Genomic DNA, 14,458 nt, shown 5'->3' on the forward strand with positions numbered 1-14,458 from the left:
TGTATGAACCGCCTTATTGAGTGTTTGAAGACATTTCAGACGAAGCCGACTATGCTGCCTTGGCCTTTTCCGTATAACCACAACATCACGGACCCGGCCATGACTCGAGCTCTACGCAAACGCGATCCGTCGTATGAACTGATGGACGACCTTAGCGGCCACTCAGTGATCTACCGCGAACACGGCTTCCCCTGCCCGCTGGTTCGCTGGCATTTTCATAAGGAATACGAGCTGCATCTGATTACAGCCAGCGCCGGCACAGCCTTTATTGGGGACTATATCGGCAGTTTTTACCCGTACAGCCTGTTCCTGACTGGCCCTAACCTGCCTCATAACTGGATCAGCCAGATAGCCGAGGGCGAAATCGTCGACAAGCGCGACATGCTGGTCAACTTTACCGACGAGACGCTTGAAAACGCAGCCACGGTCTTTCCCGAGCTTAATTCGTTGAACCCCCTGCTTGAACGTGCTCGCTTCGGCATTCAGTTTAACTGCTCGCATACCATTGCTGAATCAGCAGACCTCCTGCAGCGCATCGCTGACTCAAAAGGTGCCAGCCGGCTAGGGCATTTTTTCGTACTGATGGAGTTGCTGGCAGCCTGTGAGGATTACCACCTGCTGAGCGGAGCACCGATTCGCTCAGAGGATGACGAGCACACATTGGACCGCACCAACAAGGCACTCAATTTTATTTTCGAACGCTATACCAGCGAGCTGACACTGGAAGAGGCTGCAGAGCACTTGGGCATGACGCCTACCTACTTTTCCCGATTCTTTCGCAAGGCTACGGGGCGGTGCTTTATCGAGTTTGTGAATAGCCTGCGTATCAGCAAATCTTGTGAGCTGTTATCGCAGAGTGAAAAAGCAGTGACTGACGTCTGTTTTGAGTCAGGCTTCAATAACATTTCCAATTTCAATCGCCGCTTTCAGCAAATGAAGGGCATGACGCCTTCCCATTATCGACGCCTAACCGCACGGCGCTTGACCGAGCAAAACGTATAAAACCGACTCAACCTTTATCAATACCATGCATTTTCTGTCACGCAGGCTCAGTGCTAAAAATCTGCAGAGCCTTATTACAGAGCTATTCGTACGTAAACGGCTTATAAAAGGTCGCTTTTTATAAGTGCAAAAAAGTATCAGTCAGTGTGCATTTTCGCATTTGTCTATTATCAGCCTTAAGGGGTGTAATTCAGACGAACACACTCCTCCTGTTTCGTCGTCTGGAGGTTAAAACAACAATAAGAACTTCTGTGGCTATGACGCAGAAGGGAGTGCGACATGAACATGCTATTGAAAGCGCTTTTCGCCACAGCCGGAATTTGTGCCGTCACCTACGCTCAGGCCGCAACGGTCACCATCGCTACCGTTAACAACAGCGATATGATTCGAATGCAGCGACTCTCCAAAACGTTTGAAGAGCAGCATCCAGACATCAAACTCAAGTGGGTAGTCTTGGAGGAAAACGTCCTTCGGCAGCGCCTGACCACTGACATTGCTACCCAGGGCGGCCAGTTTGATGTATTGACCATTGGTATGTACGAAACCGGGCTCTGGGGTGCCAAGGGCTGGTTGGAACCCATGAAAAACCTGCCAGCCGACTACGACGCGGACGATCTTTTCCCCTCGGTACGTGAAGGCCTGTCGGTCAAGGGTACGCTGTACGCCCTGCCCTTCTATGCTGAAAGCTCAATCACCTACTACCGTACTGACTTGTTCAAGGGGGCCGGGCTGACCATGCCTGAGCAGCCTACATGGGAACAGCTGGGTGAGTTTGCCGCCAAACTTCACCAGCCAGATAAAGACCAGTACGGTATCTGCCTGCGTGGTAAAGCGGGCTGGGGTGAAAATATGGCGCTTGTTGGCACCATGGCCAATGCCTTTGGTGCCCGCTGGTTCGATGAAAAATGGCAGCCCGAATTTACCGGTCCGGAATGGACCAAAGCGGCCAGCTTTTATGTCGACACGATGAAGAAGTATGGCCCTCCAGGCGCGTCCAGTAATGGCTTCAATGAGAATCTGGCTCTGTTCAATAGCGGCAAGTGCGCCATGTGGGTGGATGCCAGTGTGGCAGGTTCCTTTACGACTGATAAATCACAGAGCAAGGTGGCCGATCATGTCGGCTTTGCTGCCTCCCCCAGCCAGGTAACCGACAATGGTTCTTCCTGGCTCTACGCCTGGTCACTGGCGATTCCTTCCAGCTCCAAAAACAAGGAAGCCGCACAGTCGTTCGCCACCTGGGCAACCTCCAAGCAATACGCCAAGTTGGTTGCTGATAAGGAAGGTATTGCCAACGTCCCACCAGGCACCCGCAAGTCTACGTACAGCGATGCCTACATGCAGGCAGCCCCCTTCGCCAAGGTATCCCTGTCCATGCTGGAGAAAGCCGATCCGGCCCATCCATCAGCCAAGCCTGTTCCATACATAGGCATTCAGTACGTCACCATCCCCGAGTTCCAGGCAATTGGCACCTCGGTAGGCAAATTGTTCTCGGCGGCCCTGACCGGGCAGATGCCCGTAGAGCAGGCACTACAGGCGGCCCAGCAGTCGACCGCTCGTGAAATGAAGCGCGCGGGTTATCCCAAGTAGCCTGTTAACCGGCTCGGTGCAGCCTTGGTGGCTGCGCCGCCTTGGACAAGGCCTCCTACAGGGTCTCCCTGAAAGGCGGCCCTGCACCCCTTTCGCCGCAACGGTTCGGAGCGATTGTCATGAGCACTACTACCCTGAAAAGCCCCGTTTCTGCCCAAGCGCAACCCCGCAAGCATACAGCCCATAAACGCCGGACCAGCCCTGGTTGGTTTCTTGTAAGCCCGTCGGTTATGTTGCTGCTGCTGTGGATGATCGTGCCATTGGGCATGACAATCTATTTTTCTCTTATCCGTTACAACCTGCTCTACCCCGGCGAAAATGATTTTGTCGGCCTGGAAAACTTCGAGTATTTCGTCACCGATACCGGCTTTACGCCCGGCATGACCAATACCCTGCTGCTGGTCGGCAGTGTATTACTGATCAGTGTGGTACTGGGTGTGCTGATTTCAGCGCTGCTGGAAGCCACCAACTTCTGGGGACGCGGCATTGTCCGGGTCTTGCTGATATCCCCTTTCTTCATCATGCCGACAGTCAGTGCACTGATCTGGAAAAACCTCATCTTCCATCCGGTCTCTGGAATCCTTGCAGCCGTGTGGAAGTTCTTTGGCGCACAGCCGGTCGACTGGCTGGCGCATTTCCCGTTGCTGTCGATCATTCTCATCGTGTCCTGGCAGTGGCTGCCCTTTGCCATCCTGATCCTGATGACGGCCATGCAGTCTCTCGACCAGGAGCAAAAGGAAGCGGCGCGTCTCGATGGTGCCGGTCCGCTTGCCATTTTCTGGCATCTGACACTGCCTCATCTGGCGCGGCCCATTGCCGTGGTGGTGATGATCGAAACGATCTTCCTGCTTTCTGTATTCGCTGAAATCTTTACGACCACCAGCGGTGGTCCCGGCTTCGCCTCTACAAACCTTGCTTATCTGATCTACAACCAGGCGCTTCTGCAGTTCGATGTAGGCATGGCCTCGGCAGGCGGCTTGATTGCTGTTGTGATCGCCAACATCGCCGCCATCATTCTGGTTCGGATGATTGGTAAGAACCTGACTCAACAGCAATGAAGATATCCATGACGGTATATGCCACTGATGTTTTCATGAGGGCTTCAAGATGCTGACACTCAAACAATCCCGCCGCCTGCAAAGTGTCGTGCTTGGTGCATTGGCCTGGACGGTTGCGCTGATCCTGTTTTTCCCGATTTTCTGGATGATCCTGACAAGCTTCAAAACCGAAATCGACGCCTTTGCCACACCCCCTCAGTTGATTTTCCACCCTACCCTTGAGAATTACCTGCATATCCAGGAACGCAGCGACTACTTTCACTTTGCCTGGAACTCCGTTGCTATCGCGTTCGGCTCGACCATTATTGGTATGCTGCTTGCGGTACCAGCGGCCTATTCCATGGCCTTCCACGAAACACGCCTGACCAAGCAAACGCTGCTCTGGATGCTCTCGACCAAGATGCTGCCCGCCGTCGGCGTGCTCATGCCAATCTACCTGATGACCAAAAGCCTTGGGCTGCTCGATACCAAGCTTTCGCTGATCATTATCTACACGCTGATCAACCTGCCAATCATGGTCTGGATGGTTTACACCTACTTCAAGGACATTCCCAAAGACATTCTTGAAGCCGCACGTCTTGACGGCGCAACGACGGTTCAAGAGATTGTCAGGGTTCTCCTGCCCATCAGCAAAGGTGGCCTGGCGTCGACCGTGTTGCTGTCGCTGATCCTGTGCTGGAACGAAGCGTTCTGGTCACTCAACCTGACGTCCTCCAGCGCCGCACCTCTAACGGCCCTGATCGCCTCCTACTCAAGCCCGGAAGGCTTGTTCTGGGCAAAGCTGTCCGCCGTCTCGACACTGGCTTGTGCGCCTATCCTGATTTTTGGCTGGATCAGCCAGAAGCAACTCGTACGCGGCCTGTCCTTCGGCGCCGTCAAATAAGAACAAGAGGATTTCCCATGGCTACGTTAAAGATTCGCAATCTGCGCAAAGGCTTCGACGCTATCGAAATAATCAAGGGCGTTGACCTGGATATTAACGACCGTGAGTTCGTGGTATTCGTCGGGCCTTCCGGCTGCGGCAAGTCCACTCTGCTACGCCTGATTGCCGGGCTTGAGGATGTTACCGGCGGCACCATTGAGCTCGATGGGCGCGACATCACCGAGGTAAGCCCCGCCAAGCGGGATCTGGCCATGGTGTTCCAGACTTACGCGCTTTATCCCCATATGACCGTGCGCAAAAACATGTCTTTTGCGTTGGATCTGGCTGGAATTGCTAAAAGCGAAGTAGAGAAAAAAGTTGACGAGGCGGCGCGCATTCTCGAGCTCGGGCATCTGCTCGAGCGCAAGCCTCGCCAGCTCTCGGGCGGCCAGCGCCAGCGCGTCGCCATTGGTCGCGCCATTGTACGCAACCCCAAGATCTTCCTCTTCGATGAACCCCTGTCCAACCTTGACGCTGCGCTACGCGTACAGATGCGCCTGGAGCTAGCCCGGCTGCACCAGGAACTCCAGGCCACTATGATTTATGTCACTCACGATCAGGTGGAAGCCATGACATTGGCAACCAAGGTAGTGGTGCTCAATGGCGGCCGTATCGAACAAGTCGGCTCACCATTGGATCTCTACCATCATCCGGCCAACCTGTTCGTTGCAGGATTTCTGGGCACGCCCAAAATGGGCTTTTTAAAAGCCAAGGTCATCCATACCAGCGCTCAGGCCACAGAGATCGAACTTGCCAGCGGCCCTCGCCTGCGCCTGCCTCGTGACGGAAGATCCCTGGTCGTTGGGCATGAAGTTACTCTGGGTATTCGTCCTGAGCATCTTGTTATCGACCCTCAAGGTCAGCTCCCCGTCATTACAGACGTAACTGAACGGCTCGGCAGTGACACCTACTGCCATATGAATACGCCGTCAGATGAGCCCCTTACCGTACGCGTACCAGGCGATTTTTTCTGTGCCTATGGCGAGCGGCTCAAGCTGGGGGTGGATGTTAGCCATTGTCACCTGTTCGATGAACATGGCCAGGCCGTAAGCCACGCCTTGCAACAAGCTGCCTGATCAACTGAATCCGTGCGGCTTAGCGAAGCTGCACCCGGAGATACACGTATGAAACTCAACCGCCAGACTCTTGAACAGCTGACCGACCCCATCCGCAAGCCGACTTACGAGCCATGCCAGACCCGGCAAGGCATTGCTCATATCGGCGTTGGCGGCTTCCATCGAGCGCATCAGGCTATCTATACCGAAGCCCTTCTCAACCAGGGCGAGGCGCTGGACTGGTCAATCTGCGGCATAGGCCTTCGCAGCGAAGACCGTGCCATACGTGACACCCTGGCCGAACAGGACTATCTCTATACCCTGTTCGAACTGGGTGACACGCCTGATCTTGAAGTACGTGTAGTCGGTGCGATCAGCGACATGCTGCTGGCGGAAGATAGTGCTCAGGCACTGATCGATAAGCTGGCGCATCATCGCATTCGTATCGTTTCACTAACCATTACCGAGGGGGGTTACTGCATGGACGACAGTACCGGCGAGTTCAATGATGAACTGCCGCTGGTCCAGCATGATATTGCCCACCCGGACGATCCCAAGACGGTTTTTGGGTTTCTGCTGGCGTCCCTGAGCAAGCGTCGTTGCGAAGGAACGCCCCCTTTCACCATCATGTCCTGCGACAACATTCCCCATAATGGTGATGTTACCCGGCGGATGCTGCTGTCTTTTGCCAGGCTCGTCGACAAGGAGCTGGCAGACTGGATTGCCAAAAACGTCTCGTTTCCCAATGCCATGGTCGATCGCATCACGCCTATGACCAGTACGGCCCACAAGCAAAAGCTCAAGGACACTTACGGCATAGAAGACGCCTGGCCCGTTGCGTGCGAGCCCTTCATGCAGTGGGTACTGGAAGACAAGTTCGTCAATGGTCGGCCCGCCTGGGAAAAGGTGGGCGTACAGTTCACTGATGACGTGACGCCCTACGAAGAAATGAAAATCAAGCTGCTCAACGGCAGCCATCTTGCTCTCACCTACCTAGGCTTTCTCAAAGGTTACCGTTTCGTTCACGAGACCATGAACGACCCCTTATTTGTCCAGTACATTCGTGACTACATGGATAAGGATGTTACCCCACAGCTCGCCCCTGTTCCCGGTATTGACCTGGAGGCCTACAAGAACAAGCTGATTGAGCGCTTTTCCAACCAGGCAATTGCTGATCAGCTGGAGCGGGTCTGCTCGGACGGCTCTTCGAAATTCCCCAAGTTCACCATCCCAACCATCAACCGCCTGATCGCCGACAAACAGAATCTGGACCGCGCCTCCCTCGTGGTAGCCGCATGGGCACTTTATCTCAAAGGCGTGGACGAGCGTGGCGAAACCTATCGTATTCCTGACCCACGCGCCGACTTTTGCCAGTCCCTGGTTAAAAATGACCAGCGCCTGACTGAGCAGCTTTTAGATGTTGAAGAAATCTTCGGGACCTCTATTCCAAAGTCTGCCGCCTTTATCGCCTCCTTCGAGCGGAACCTCGCCAGCCTGAAAGCCTTAGGCGTACAAAAAACCCTCGAAAATCTTCTGAAGTAAATAACTGACAGCTCCTCTCCAGGGGTAAGTACCTCTGGAGCGTCTCTAAGCGGATAAAAGTGAGACGATATATGTTTCTTGGTATTGATTGCGGTACACAAGGTACCAAAGCCGTCCTATTGGATGCAGCTACAGGTCGGATACTAGGTGAAGGGTCCGCTTCTCATGACATGATCAGCGGAGCCAATGGCCGTCGTGAACAGATGGCCGAGCAGTGGATTCAAGCACTTGAGACCGCTACGCGGCAGGCATTGGCACATGCTGATCTGCCTGGAAGCATAATTCAGGGTATCGGTATTTCAGGTCAGCAACATGGGCTGGTATTACTTGACAGTAATGGTGAGGTACTGCGCCCCGCCAAGCTATGGTGCGATACAGAATCAACGCCGGAAAACGACGAGTTGCTCGATTATCTAGGCGGCGCCAAGGGATCACTGGAGCGCCTTGGCGTTGCGATTGCGCCAGGCTATACCGTGTCCAAATTACGGTGGACGCAAAAATATTTTCCTGACATTTTTGCCCGTATCGCCCACATTCTGCTTCCCCATGATTATCTGAACTACTGGCTTACCGGTCGCTGCTGTACGGAGTTTGGTGATGCCTCAGGAACGGGCTACTTCAATGTGCGATCCCGACAGTGGGACATTGACCTACTCCGGTATATCGATCCAACCGAACGGCTGGTAAGCGCGCTGCCTGAGCTTATTGAGTCCCATGAACCTGTAGGTACGCTGCTTGCTCAGGTTACGAAGCGGCTGGGCCTGAATGAAAACGTGATCGTGTCCAGCGGTGGCGGCGATAACATGATGGGCGCGATCGGCACAGGAAACAGTCAGGAAGGCCTTATTACCATGAGCCTGGGCACTTCCGGGACGGTATATGCGTACTCTGATAGTGCACGAGTCAGCCCCCATGCTTCGGTAGCAACATTCTGCTCATCTACCGGCGGCTGGCTCCCGTTAATTTGCACAATGAACCTGACAAACGCCAGCGGAGCGTTGCGCGAGTTGCTGGATATCGACCTGCAAACATTCAACCAACTGATCGAGCAGGCACCAGTGGGGGCTGAAGGCATCACGATCCTGCCCTTCTTCAATGGTGAGCGAGTCCCGTCTCTTCCCAACGCAACGGCCAGCATCCTGGGGCTGACAGCCTCTAACTTTACCCGTGCCAATCTTTGCCGCGCGATGGTTGAGGGGGTGATCTTTGGTTTGCGTTATGGCCTTGATCTTTTACGTGATACCGGCATGCACAGCCAGACTATCCGATTGATTGGTGGAGGCGCCAAAAGTCCTGTCTGGCGACAGCTGGTTGCAGACATCATGGATACGCCTGTGATCAGTACCCGTCATACCGAAGCGGCAGCACTTGGCAGTGCGATCCAGGCTGCTTGGTGCTGGTCCCACCAGCATGGCTCACCAGAAGGTCTTGAAGCGCTAAGCAAACGCTGCGTGCAGCTGGATGAAGCTACGCAAACCGTTCCTGATACTGAGCGCGCCAACGCCTACGAGGTCATTTACCAACGCTATCGGTATCAGCTTTCTGCGCTTCACAGCGAAACGCTTGATGCCCTTTAGTCTTCAAAAGATGAACCTCCTACTGCCGAACCCGTCCTACTAGATAGGCACGTCAAAAAACATGAGGATGTGGTATGCAAGTCCAAGTGAACACCAATCAGATCGAAGGCAGTGCCGAGCTGCAAGAATGGGTAGGTTCTGCTGTTGTCGATCGCCTGGAGCGTTTCGAAGATCTTTTGACCCGTATCGAAATTCATCTAAGTGATGAGAATGCTCAAAAATCCGGTGCAGAAGATAAGCGTTGCCAAATTGAGGCACGTCCCAAAGGTTACCGTGCGATTTCAGTAACCCACAAAGCCGAAGCGCTGGATCTTGCTGTAGATGGCGCGGCAGAAAAAATGCGGCATGCACTTGAACACCTGACCGGCAAGCTCGATGCAAAAGTCACCTCGACTGGTCACATTGACGACCCAATTAATCTTGAGGATTCGCAAGAATTTACCGACTCGCTTTTACAGGATGACTTCCTGGCAAAGCAAGAAGCCTTAGGTAAGGAATAACGTATCTCCCACCTTGCCGCGAGGAATGACTACTTACCCTCGCGGCTTTCTTCTGCCGGATCTTTTTCAGGCTGGCTATACTGCGGCACTTCTCTCCAATTAGTGTGCTAGCCCGTCATGGATACCCAGCTTCGAGTCGCTCTTATCGGTTATGGCTTTGTAGGAGAGATCTTTCATGCTCCTCTCATCGAGAGCGTGAATGGCCTTCGCCTAACCCATATAGCCTCTCGTCAAATTGATAAAGTTCGCACCCAGCGCCCTGGCGTCACCCTCATTGATGACTATCACGCGGCGGTCGCTCATCCTGATGTCGACTTGGTAGTGCTGGCTACCCCTAATGATACCCACGCAGCCTTGGCCGAGTTGGCCTTGCGAGCGGGTAAGCATGTTGTAGTGGACAAACCTTTTACGCTGACGCTTCGCGAAGCTCGTCAGTTGGCAGGTATTGCCCAGGAGGAGCAAAAAGTATTATCCGTCTTTCAAAACCGCCGCTGGGATAGCGACTTTCTAGGTGCTCAAGACGTGATCACCAGTGGCCGGCTGGGCGAGATTGCTGTGTATGAGTCCCGTATCGAGCGCTTCCGCCCTGAGGTTCGCACACGCTGGCGTGAAAGCGATGGACCAGGCAGTGGCTTGTGGTATGACCTTGGCCCACATTTGGCGGATCAGGCACTTTGCCTGTTCGGTCTGCCTGAACGAGTAACCGCTCAGCTGGTAAAACAGCGTCAGGGAGCTTTGGCAGATGACTGGTTTCATGTCGTACTGGATTACGGACGCACCCAGGCCATTTTGCAAGCTGGGATGTTGAGCGCAGGAGGTTCACCGCGCTTTTTGATCCAGGGTACTCAGGCAAGCTGGTTAAAGCGTGGCGCCGATCGCCAGGAAGATGCACTTCGCCAAGGCGTCCTGCCAGGCAGCATGAACTGGGGAGCCGATGAAGACCCTGGTCAACTGTTCAACGCTGAAGGGATCAAAGAAACCATACCCGTCCCTGCCGGGGATCATCGCCGTTACTATCAGGCCGTGGTCCAGGCATTACGCGGGAAAGCCAAAAACCCAGTGACCCCGTCTCAAGCGTGCTCACTCATGGCAGTTATCGAGGCCGCGCAGCACTCTGCAAAGAATGGCATCAGCGTTGTGCCCGACTTCAGTGAAGCCGAGCGCAACGCCTGGCACTGATCAGCGAGTGCGTGCTGCGTCCAAGGTCTCGGCGATACGTGCCGGGACCGCCTCCAGAGCCGTCTTGACCTTACGCGTCATTCGTCGCTCGATAAATTCGAAACTGAGCCACGACAGCAGCAAGATGACCGGCAGACACAGCAGTAGCGTTCCGTACGGGTTTAGCCCCACTCGATGATGTAGCCAGTAATCACCTAGCCACAGCACGATCACGTGAATAAGGTAAACAGAGTACGACCAGTCCCCTAATGCTTTGAGCACTCGATTACCGGCAAAGAGCGGTTCCATTGCAATACAGCTTGCTACAAGCAAGGCACTGGAGAGACCCCACGTGAGCAAGCGCCAGTCGTTGCCTGCATCAAAGTGCAGAATCGTGGCTATCGAAAACCCCGCAACCAGTGGCGCTACCTTCAGACTTTGCGGTATGAGCCCCTTCCGGTATAGCACACCGATGCCCATCCCCAGCAGGAACTCATACATGATGGGGTTGTGATAGAAATGGCTGATAAAAGGCTGATCTGCTGAGGCAACACTAACCCCAACGACCAGAAGCGATACGATCCAGAGCCGCCAGCGCTCCGGCGCCTTGAACGATAGCGCAAACAGCAGGTAGAACAGCATCTCGTAGTTTAGCGTCCATCCTACGGGTAACGTGGGGTACAGCCCAAACCCACCAGGGTTCTGGCTAGGGATGAAAAATAGCGATAGCAATAATTCCTTGCTTGCTACGCCGTAGACCGGCATGACATCAGCGGCGAAATAAATGATGCCGGCAGTAATGGCAGTGTAGAGCCAGTAGGCAGGGACTATTCGCGCGATCCGATTCACCATGAAACGAAAGGTCGGCATGGTTCGGCCAGCCGTAGAGATGTAGATGACGAATCCACTGAGAACAAAAAAAATATCGACTCCCACCTGCCCTCGCGTTGAGAGCAAATGGCCGACCAGGGTGTCAGACCGGAAGTCGAAGAAGACCTGCATAAAGTGATGAAACACCACGAGCCAGGCTGCCAAAGCCCTTAACGCTTGAAGCGAAACCAACATTGAAAGCGTTTGCCTCCTTGAAGCCCATTGATGCGGACGAGGAATTGCTGCAGCGCCGGCACTACCTGTGCAGCACTTTTATGAGTACTGCAGTGGCAGCAGCCAGCCCCTAAACAAACCTTAGAGGCTATATCCGCCCAAGGTCGACCCTTGTCGACCTATAGGGTTTCAAGTTTTGGTCTACTTCATGACAGAGGTCACAGGCATGATCATCATCACGCTTTCGGCTTTGCCGAAATTCGCCAAGCTCTATGGATTTTATTGTTGCGTGCAAAATCAGGGTCGAGTGTGTCACGTGTGACCTCTTCAACCTGATAGCGAGACACCAACGAAGGATCCAATTCGAACTTGCGGAAATTGTTGGAGAAGTACAGGAAGCCACCACGGGCAAGACGTGCCATGGCCATGTCGATCAGCAAAACATGGTCGCGCTGGACGTCGAACACACCCTCCATGCGTTTGGAGTTGGAGAATGTCGGTGGATCGATAAAAATCAGGTCGTACTCTCCCTGATTATTCTCCAGCCATTCCATGACATTTGCCTGCTCCAAACGATGCTTGTCAGAAAAGCCGTTGAGCGCCAGGTTACGTCGTCCCCAGTCCAGATAAGTACGAGACATGTCCACACTGGTGGTATTACGGGCACCACCAACAGCCGCGTGTACGGTAGCCGTCGCGGTGTAGCAGAACAGGTTCAGGAAACGCTTACCGGCGGCCTCTTGCTGAATACGCAAGCGCAAGGGCCGATGATCCAGAAACAGGCCAGTGTCCAGATAATCAGTCAGGTTGACCAAAAGCTTGACGCCCCCTTCAGTCACCTCCATGAAGTGTCCTTGAGCAGCCTGACGCTCGTACTGCTTCTTACCAGACTGACGCTCACGACGCTTGACCACAACACGAGCAGGATCAACATTCAGCGCTTTCGGAATGGCGGCCAATGCATCCAGCAATCGTGACTGAGCCTTCTCTGGGTCGATCGTCCGTGGCGGTGCGTATTCCTGTACGTGGACCCAATCACGATATAGATCAACAGCTACGGCATATTCAGGCATGTCCGCATCATAAACGCGGTAGCACTCGATATTTTCCTTGCGCGCCCATTTGGCGAGTTGCTTCAAGTTCTTTTGCAGGCGGTTGGCAAACATCTGCCCGCCCTCGCTCAGCTTGGCGGGCTCAGCGGCTGCCTGGGTCTCGTCGCGTGACTGGGACACTTGGGAAGAGCGTTCACCGGTTACAAACTGGCGTGGCTCTACATCAAACATCAGCAACTTACACGGCAGCGCTCCATTCCAGAACGCATACTGCTTGTGGCTACGAATGCCCATGCGCTTACCTAAATCAGGCGCGCCTGTAAACACGCCTGCGCGCCAGTTCAGGCAGCTCATACGCAAACGCTCGCCCAGGTTCTGATAGAGATACAGCAGACTTGCCTCATCTCCCAGGCGCTCGCCGTAAGGGGGGTTGCAGATAACAAGCCCCGTCTGATTCTTGTCTGGACGGGGTTCGAAGCTCGCGACCTCACCCTGGTAGACCTTGATCCAGTCGCTAAGGCCTGCTCGCTCGATATTGTTACGTGCTGGCTGGATGAGCCGAGGGTCGGCCTCATATCCACGAATCCATAGCGGCGGACGGGCCAGTCCTGCGACCGCACGGTCTTCTGCCTCATCAATCAGACGATTCCACACCGCCGGAATATGGCCTAACCAATTCGAAAATCCCCAGTGCTCACGCTTCAAATTTGGCGCGATATCGGCTGCCATCAGCCCCGCCTCAACAAGAAACGTTCCTACCCCACACATCGGGTCGGCAAGTGCGCCACCTTGTGCAGCGAGCTGCGGCCATCCTGCCCGGATCAGAATAGCCGCGGCCAGGTTTTCCTTGAGCGGCGCTGCACCTTGCTGCAGACGGTAACCACGCTGGTGAAGGCTATGCCCTGACAGATCCAGCGATACAGTAGCCTCACCCCGATCCAGGTGAACATGAATACGAACATCCGGCCGTACTTTATCAATCGACGGGCGCTGGCCGGATAGTCTACGTAAGCCATCAACAATGGCATCCTTAACCTTGAGCGCACCGAAATGCGTGTTGTCGATTCCCGATCCTTTCCCGGAAAACTCAACGGCCAACGTACCGGAGGGCTCTAGATGCTCGCTCCAATCAATAGCTGCTACTCCCTCATAGAGGGTATCGGCGTTCGTCACGGTAAAGCGTGACAGCACCAGCAGTACCCGGTTAGCCAGACGCGACCAGAGACATAGCCGATAGGCTGTCTCCAACGTGCCCTGTCCACGTATGGCAGAGACCTGGGCGCGTGCTTGCTCCAGGCCAAGCGCTTGCGCTTCGTCCAGTAGCAATCCGTCCAGGCCTTTAGGACATGTTAGAAACAATTCGCATTGATTGGTCATGGATCATCATTACTCATTAGTGGCTGATCCGCTGACCAGCCAGAAAACTAAAAACCATAAAGAGCCTTATTACATGGGCCTTTGACCACAAAGGCCAGTCTTGAAAAGGTCTTTCTTATTACGTCTTTATGGTTAGATTTAATAAAAACTCTATGTTTATGCCAAAACGATCATTCACATAGCTGTAACCATTGGTTAGAACTTAACCAATCCCGATTCGCAATGAACGGGATGAGAAGCGTCACGCCGGCAACGCTTCCGCAAGGCCCAAGGGCCATTGGGAAAACAGTCAACAAACGAGGGCAACACCCTATGAGAAGACTTAAGCGTGATCCGATGGAACGAGCTTTTCAACGTGGTTATCAGCACGGCGTCAGCGGAAAGTCCCGCGATCTTTGCCCCTTTAACCATCAAAAAATTCGTCAAGCCTGGATGAACGGCTGGCGAGAGGGCCGCGGCGACCACTGGGATGGCTTCATCGGCACAGCAGGCATTCATCGCTTAAATCAACTCAACGTAGCAGGCTGATACAACCTCATTCGCTTTAGAGGGGTGTTTTAACGCCCTCTTACAGATCGCACTGG

The 14,458-nt window shown here is 54.0% G+C and carries 12 protein-coding genes; 10 read left to right on the plus strand and 2 right to left on the minus strand.

Annotation, left to right across the window (positions count from 1 at the left end):
• Nucleotides 1-99 precede the first annotated feature (99 nt).
• The 9 genes from IEX86_RS06095 (at nt 100) to IEX86_RS06135 (ending at nt 10,422) form a co-directional block, all read left to right on the plus strand.
• A complete protein-coding gene (locus tag IEX86_RS06095) occupies nt 100-1,002 on the plus strand; it encodes an AraC family transcriptional regulator (protein WP_188865223.1) in 903 nt (300 codons plus the stop codon).
• A gap of 279 nt (nt 1,003-1,281) precedes the next feature.
• A complete protein-coding gene (locus IEX86_RS06100) occupies nt 1,282-2,589 on the plus strand; it encodes an ABC transporter substrate-binding protein (RefSeq protein ID WP_188865224.1) in 1,308 nt (435 codons plus the stop codon).
• Nucleotides 2,590-2,708: 119 nt separating this feature from the next.
• The gene (locus IEX86_RS06105) at nt 2,709-3,647 is read left to right on the plus strand and encodes a carbohydrate ABC transporter permease (RefSeq protein WP_188865225.1); all 939 of its coding nucleotides are present in this window, start codon (nt 2,709-2,711) and stop codon (nt 3,645-3,647) included.
• 49 nt (nt 3,648-3,696) lie between these two features.
• On the plus strand, nt 3,697-4,530 hold the full coding sequence (locus IEX86_RS06110) for a carbohydrate ABC transporter permease (RefSeq protein ID WP_188865226.1): 834 nt from the start codon (nt 3,697-3,699) through the stop codon (nt 4,528-4,530).
• A 17-nt stretch (nt 4,531-4,547) separates the two neighbouring features.
• On the plus strand, nt 4,548-5,645 hold the full coding sequence (locus IEX86_RS06115; RefSeq protein ID WP_188865227.1) for an ABC transporter ATP-binding protein: 1,098 nt from the start codon (nt 4,548-4,550) through the stop codon (nt 5,643-5,645).
• A gap of 48 nt (nt 5,646-5,693) precedes the next feature.
• The gene (locus IEX86_RS06120; RefSeq protein ID WP_188865228.1) at nt 5,694-7,166 is read left to right on the plus strand and encodes a mannitol dehydrogenase family protein; all 1,473 of its coding nucleotides are present in this window, start codon (nt 5,694-5,696) and stop codon (nt 7,164-7,166) included.
• 71 nt (nt 7,167-7,237) lie between these two features.
• On the plus strand, nt 7,238-8,743 hold the full coding sequence (gene xylB / locus IEX86_RS06125) for a xylulokinase (RefSeq protein WP_188865229.1): 1,506 nt from the start codon (nt 7,238-7,240) through the stop codon (nt 8,741-8,743).
• Nucleotides 8,744-8,817: 74 nt separating this feature from the next.
• Complete coding sequence (locus IEX86_RS06130; RefSeq protein ID WP_188865230.1) at nt 8,818-9,243, plus strand: HPF/RaiA family ribosome-associated protein; 426 nt, start codon at nt 8,818-8,820, stop codon at nt 9,241-9,243.
• A gap of 117 nt (nt 9,244-9,360) precedes the next feature.
• Complete coding sequence (locus IEX86_RS06135) at nt 9,361-10,422, plus strand: oxidoreductase (protein WP_188865231.1); 1,062 nt, start codon at nt 9,361-9,363, stop codon at nt 10,420-10,422.
• Here the strand turns inward: IEX86_RS06135 and IEX86_RS06140 are convergent, their stop codons facing one another.
• Entirely contained in the window at nt 10,423-11,466 is a 1,044-nt protein-coding gene (locus IEX86_RS06140) for an acyltransferase family protein (protein WP_188865232.1), read from the minus strand.
• A 215-nt stretch (nt 11,467-11,681) separates the two neighbouring features.
• On the minus strand, nt 11,682-13,874 hold the full coding sequence (rlmKL, locus tag IEX86_RS06145; RefSeq protein WP_188865233.1) for a bifunctional 23S rRNA (guanine(2069)-N(7))-methyltransferase RlmK/23S rRNA (guanine(2445)-N(2))-methyltransferase RlmL: 2,193 nt from the start codon (nt 13,872-13,874) through the stop codon (nt 11,682-11,684).
• A gap of 312 nt (nt 13,875-14,186) precedes the next feature.
• Between rlmKL and rmf the strand changes: the two genes are divergently transcribed.
• Nucleotides 14,187-14,402 carry a ribosome modulation factor gene (rmf, locus tag IEX86_RS06150; RefSeq protein WP_010797981.1) on the plus strand — a complete coding sequence of 72 codons (216 nt, stop codon included), beginning with the start codon at nt 14,187-14,189 and terminating at the stop codon, nt 14,400-14,402.
• Nucleotides 14,403-14,458 lie beyond the last annotated feature (56 nt).

This window comes from Pseudomonas asuensis (assembly GCF_014646755.1).
Taxonomy (GTDB): Bacteria; Pseudomonadota; Gammaproteobacteria; order Pseudomonadales; family Pseudomonadaceae; genus Chryseomonas; species Chryseomonas asuensis.

What these genes read in the sequence shown, in the direction of transcription:
- IEX86_RS06135 (WP_188865231.1), top strand. Translation starts at nt 9,361, where the DNA reads ATGGATACCCAGCTTCGAGTCGCTCTTATCGGTTATGGCTTTGTAGGA.
- IEX86_RS06130 (WP_188865230.1), top strand. Translation starts at nt 8,818, where the DNA reads ATGCAAGTCCAAGTGAACACCAATCAGATCGAAGGCAGTGCCGAGCTG.
- IEX86_RS06115 (WP_188865227.1), top strand. Translation starts at nt 4,548, where the DNA reads ATGGCTACGTTAAAGATTCGCAATCTGCGCAAAGGCTTCGACGCTATC.
- IEX86_RS06100 (WP_188865224.1), top strand. Translation starts at nt 1,282, where the DNA reads ATGAACATGCTATTGAAAGCGCTTTTCGCCACAGCCGGAATTTGTGCC.
- rmf (WP_010797981.1), top strand. Translation starts at nt 14,187, where the DNA reads ATGAGAAGACTTAAGCGTGATCCGATGGAACGAGCTTTTCAACGTGGT.
- IEX86_RS06110 (WP_188865226.1), top strand. Translation starts at nt 3,697, where the DNA reads ATGCTGACACTCAAACAATCCCGCCGCCTGCAAAGTGTCGTGCTTGGT.
- xylB (WP_188865229.1), top strand. Translation starts at nt 7,238, where the DNA reads ATGTTTCTTGGTATTGATTGCGGTACACAAGGTACCAAAGCCGTCCTA.
- rlmKL (WP_188865233.1), bottom strand. Translation starts at nt 13,874, where the DNA reads ATGACCAATCAATGCGAATTGTTTCTAACATGTCCTAAAGGCCTGGAC.
- IEX86_RS06140 (WP_188865232.1), bottom strand. Translation starts at nt 11,466, where the DNA reads ATGTTGGTTTCGCTTCAAGCGTTAAGGGCTTTGGCAGCCTGGCTCGTG.
- IEX86_RS06095 (WP_188865223.1), top strand. Translation starts at nt 100, where the DNA reads ATGACTCGAGCTCTACGCAAACGCGATCCGTCGTATGAACTGATGGAC.
- IEX86_RS06120 (WP_188865228.1), top strand. Translation starts at nt 5,694, where the DNA reads ATGAAACTCAACCGCCAGACTCTTGAACAGCTGACCGACCCCATCCGC.
- IEX86_RS06105 (WP_188865225.1), top strand. Translation starts at nt 2,709, where the DNA reads ATGAGCACTACTACCCTGAAAAGCCCCGTTTCTGCCCAAGCGCAACCC.